We start from the raw sequence: 4,456 nt of genomic DNA, 5'->3' as shown, positions 1-4,456 counted from the left end.
ATCAGACCCCCCATCAGACCCCCCATCAGACTCAAAATCAGACCCCCCATCAGACCCCCCATCAAAACCAAAACCAGCCCCCCTATCAAACTCCCCATCAAAACCACAATCAGAATATCTTTAAGATTTCGAAAAATTTCTCGTCGCGCGTCGCGTGACATCGAAATTTGAAACGACTCTACAGGGTTGATACTATCCAGACCCCAAATTAGACCCACAATCAGACCCACAATCAGACCCCAAATTAGACCCACAATCAGACCCAAAATCAAACCCCAAATCAGACCCACAATCAGACCCAAAATCAGCCGATGCTGCCAGCGTTCTCTTGGCGTTTCCAGCCATGATTTCGGCTGCATATATTCAATAAGAAAAACAGTTTGTCCCTCTTGCTGCAACTGCTGGGCGAGGCGTCGCAGCCAGTGGATCGCTTTGGCTTTGGGATAGCAAGGACGGTCTGGACGCTGGGCAAACATGCGATTGATATAGGCATCGAACAACGCCTGCCGCTGGTTTTGGGCAGGCATAGCGCGAATCTGATCAACTGTTTTGGCTTGGTACGCCAAGGCCATGATGTTGAGAAACAGCGGAGTTTGGGCCAGAAATTGCAGAGAATCCGGATCCGGGTTACGCAGGTCTCGATCCTGCTGCAACACCGCCCGAATGCCCGCTAGCGCATCGCCCCCCTGGGCCAGGTAATCATCCACCTGAGGCAGATCCAGGGGCTGGATGAAAATCGCAGACGGCACCGCAATTTTCTGGCGGAGCGCTTCAAAATCTCGCACCCGACAACAGACCACCATCGGCATGAGGCTGTGGGTGTCCCGAAACTGGTTGATCGCCGTCAGACAATCTTGCCGTTGCTCCTGCACCACCTCATCCAAACCATCCAGCAACAGGATCAAACGCTGATCCTCAAGCCATGGGGTGCTAATGGCAGGGGGAATTTGATACTTGCTCCGCAGTTCTTCCAGCAGCCATGTCTTGAGCTTGGGTTGCCCATCCGCCGGAAACTGCATCCGACTCCAAGACGATAGATTCAACACCACCGGCAGCCCACTGTCTAGCTCCTCCGGCTGCGCTGCCTCCAGCAAATCCTTCGCCAACTCCAGCAGCATCGTCGTCTTCCCCGACCCCGGATCGCCCAACAGCAACAGCGCCGCGACCTCCCCCAGTTCCGCCAGCTTTTTACTTAGGCGCATTCCTGTGGGTAGTTTCTCTCGCTGGTTGGCATAGCTGTAGTCCATCGACCAGGGATGGATGACGCGATCGGGCTGATCTTCTAACCCCAGAGCAATGCGGGCCCGGCTATAGAGCGATTTATCCAGCACCCCATGAATCCAGGAATTGCGCACCTTGTCTAACAGCGCCTGCCGGTGGCGAATGTCATCCGGGCTGAGCGCCGCTTGGGGCGATGGCATCCCCGGTAGAACCACCGTCCCGATGCCCTGAAACTGATAGGTATCTCGCCCCGCTTGCCCTTGCTGAGTCTGGCTGTCAGTTAACGTGGAATCACGAATAGACTGCGCTTGGCTGGGTGACGTTTTTGCCCAAGGTCGCCTAACAATTCCCACTAAACCCGCACCGGCTAGGATGCCCCAGTGGCCGTAGTAGTCTGGTTCTACCAAAATCCACCAGCCATCCTCATGGGTCAACCCAGCCTTGACCAACGCCAGCACAATCAGAATCGCCACACCGATCGCGATCCAGCCCAGATATCGCCCTAGCCATTTTCCCATCCCCATCCCCCGCTATGGGTCGCTTTCGCCCTCATCCTTTCGCCTTTATGGGATGAAACTCGCCGCTACTCCCAACCAGCTCGCCAACGGCAATAAGATGGGCTTGACCGTTTGCCAAAGCGTTTTGCCCGCCGTCACCGTCTCATTGGCCGTCGTCAGCGTATCGCCCATGCGCTTTAGATTTTTGGCCATCAGCTCCTTATCCGGCTCCGGCTCCGTTGCCTCCTGCTGGGCAGCCCCGAGGTAAGCGATCGCCTTCGTTTTGCTCGCCTCAGGCATCTGGGCTGCCCGCACCATGGCCTCCACCTGCGACAACAGCGCCACCACCTCATCCACCGTCATTCCCTGACTCTGAACCTCTGCCTGGTTGCCCTGCTGCGTCTGGGTTAGATCGCGGCCCGCCTGCCCTTGCTGAACCTGGGCACCGGTAATGTTGGCACCGCTAATCGACTGAGATTGGTCTGGCTTACGTTTAAAGAGCATGGTAATAAAAACATGATGTACCGCTAGGTTAACCCATGCTTTCTAGAACGATGTGCTCGATATCACCTAGGCCATCGATGAATCGAGACTAGGCGCGAGGGTGGCGGGATCAGCGACCTGTAATTCTCCATGCTGCATCGTCCAACAACGGTCAGCGATCGCCAGCAAGTCTCCCGGTTCATGGGTGACAATCAACAGCGTCCAGTCTGCCTTGAGCACCGATAGTAAACTCACCAACTGTTGACGCATCGACCAATCTAGCCCCGCCGTCGGTTCATCCAGCAGCAACAGATAGGGTTGGCGAATGAGTTGCACCGCAAGGGCTAAGCGTCGCTGTTGCCCACCGCTGAGGGCATGGGGATTGGCCGACAGCGGTAGATGGGCCAAGCCAACTTTCGCTAGGGTTTGCTCCATGGTTTCCCGGTTCAGCTCCGGATGCCCAAGGCGTAGCTCACTCAGCAGCGTGTTGCCACAAAAATGCCGTTCTGGAAACTGAAAGACGAGCCCTCCTAGATCCTGGAGTTGATCAGGGGTGAGCACTTGGCTGCGCCAGCGAATCCGTCCCGATGTTTTGGAGGCTAGTCCCGCCAAAATTTCTAGCAGCGTACTTTTGCCAGAGCCACTGGGGCCAATCACTAACCCCAGTTGTTGGGGTGCTAGCTCTAAGCCAATGGACTTGAGGATCGGCTCGGGGGTAGCCGCTGGATGGTAAGACAGGTTCTCAATGTACAGCATTCAGATATCCAGAATTTCAGGTTGTTCACAGGCGATCGCCGTTGGATGCATCCCAGTTTTGCAATGGGTCGGCTTAGGTCTGCATTATGGAGAGCGATCGCCAGCTTTTCTATTCTAGGGCGACGATCTGGCACATTCCCTACCCCCGATTTCCTACAGGCAAGCTAAAGTAAGGCCAAGCCTCCTCCGCTCCATGGCCAGATCCCAGTGTAGACTCCAGCCAAGGGTTCGCATCCCCATCGATGACCTGATCGATTCCATGATGCCCAACGCCCTATGCCATGGGAACGATGCGCAGGAGCGCCATTGCATGAATCCTAGTATGGAAACCGCACGATAGCATTACCAAGGAGCAATTCTATGACCTCTGATTTCAACACTCCCCAAACCCCTGTGGTGCTAGATGACGATTCGTCAGCGACTCCGGCCGAGCTAGCAGAGGTGAAAAATGAAACCCAGGCGCTGATTGAAGCCATTCGCGCCAAGGCTCAGGTGGAAGCACAGCAGGCCGGTGAGTTCACGCGGGAAGCCTATTTGAGTGCCGTACGCCGCACTCGCGAAACCGTTGAACAAACCAAGCTGTTTGATCCAGACAAAATTGAAGAGTCCATCAACACCATCCACAAAGAAGCTGAGAAAAACTGGCAGACTATTGCCCAAGAAGTGCAAGACTTTGGCGATCGCTTAACCGAAGCGGCCAAAACTGCCTGGGATATTCTCATGGGCCATGACAAAGATTCGACGCCCAAAAACTAGACTAGGGCGCGCATCGGTTGGCTATAAAGCAACCTGGGGCATGGCTAAGCTGTGCCCCATTTTTTATGAGTTGCGATCGCTCACCGATCTGAGCCGGACACAATGCAGGATAATAGGAAGGTTTGATTATCATGGGGACACTGGCCGTGCCTTTCCCTAGGACAATAGCCAATCCAATCTGGATGGTCAACCGTTTCTAGGATTGCAGCACCCTGGATAGTGACGATCTCAGTCCAGCGCACCGGGCATTCCTCCTTTTGTTTCACTTTGGCAACCGTTTCAACTCTAGCTATGCGAAGTCATTACTGCGGTCAACTCCGTCCTGAACATATCGGCGAAACAGTTACGCTCTACGGCTGGGTCGATCGCCGTCGAGATCATGGCGGGGTGATTTTTGTCGATTTGCGCGATCGCTCTGGCATCGCCCAAATTGTCAGCGACCCAGAACGGACACCCGCCTCCTATCCTGTGGCTGAACAGGTGCGCAATGAATATGTGGTGAAGGTGACCGGACGTGTCACCCAACGGCCCGCCGAGTCCCTGAATCCCAAGCTCCCCAGCGGCAGCGTGGAAATTTATGCGGACGAGATCGAGGTGCTCAATGACGTCCGCAAGCCTCTACCGTTTCAAGTATCGGTGGCGGAGCAAGACTCGGTGCGGGAAGAACTGCGCCTGAAATATCGCTATCTTGATCTGCGCCGCGATCGCATGGCCCGCAACCTTCGCCTGCGTCATGAGGTGAT

General features: G+C 55.1%; 5 protein-coding genes. 2 read left to right on the top strand and 3 right to left on the bottom strand.

What is annotated here, in order from left to right:
• From V6D20_20955 to V6D20_20945, 3 genes are all read right to left on the bottom strand, one after another.
• On the bottom strand, window positions 1–1,739 hold a 1,739-nt coding region (locus V6D20_20955; GenBank protein ID HEY9818250.1), incomplete at its 3' end, for an NACHT domain-containing protein.
• A 45-nt stretch (window positions 1,740–1,784) separates the two neighbouring features.
• A complete protein-coding gene (locus tag V6D20_20950; GenBank protein ID HEY9818249.1) occupies window positions 1,785–2,222 on the bottom strand; it encodes a hypothetical protein in 438 nt (145 codons plus the stop codon).
• 66 nt (window positions 2,223–2,288) lie between these two features.
• Window positions 2,289–2,957, bottom strand: a complete 669-nt coding sequence (locus V6D20_20945; GenBank protein HEY9818248.1) for an ABC transporter ATP-binding protein — start codon at window positions 2,955–2,957, stop codon at window positions 2,289–2,291.
• A 360-nt stretch (window positions 2,958–3,317) separates the two neighbouring features.
• On the opposite strand from V6D20_20945, the gene V6D20_20940 reads away from it, so the two are divergent.
• Complete coding sequence (locus V6D20_20940) at window positions 3,318–3,713, top strand: hypothetical protein (protein ID HEY9818247.1); 396 nt, start codon at window positions 3,318–3,320, stop codon at window positions 3,711–3,713.
• 291 nt (window positions 3,714–4,004) lie between these two features.
• On the top strand, window positions 4,005–4,456 hold a 452-nt coding region (locus V6D20_20935), incomplete at its 3' end, for an OB-fold nucleic acid binding domain-containing protein (GenBank protein ID HEY9818246.1).

Source organism: Candidatus Obscuribacterales bacterium (assembly GCA_036703605.1).
Classification (GTDB): Bacteria; Cyanobacteriota; Cyanobacteriia; order RECH01; family RECH01; genus RECH01.
Note: the sequence above shows the minus strand (reverse complement) of the source record. Positions and strands in the feature narration are given on the sequence as shown.

Excerpts from the sequence above, each read along its gene's own strand:
- V6D20_20940 (HEY9818247.1), top strand. The coding sequence starts at position 3,318 with ATGACCTCTGATTTCAACACTCCCCAAACCCCTGTGGTGCTAGATGAC.
- V6D20_20945 (HEY9818248.1), bottom strand. The coding sequence starts at position 2,957 with ATGCTGTACATTGAGAACCTGTCTTACCATCCAGCGGCTACCCCCGAG.
- V6D20_20950 (HEY9818249.1), bottom strand. The coding sequence starts at position 2,222 with ATGCTCTTTAAACGTAAGCCAGACCAATCTCAGTCGATTAGCGGTGCC.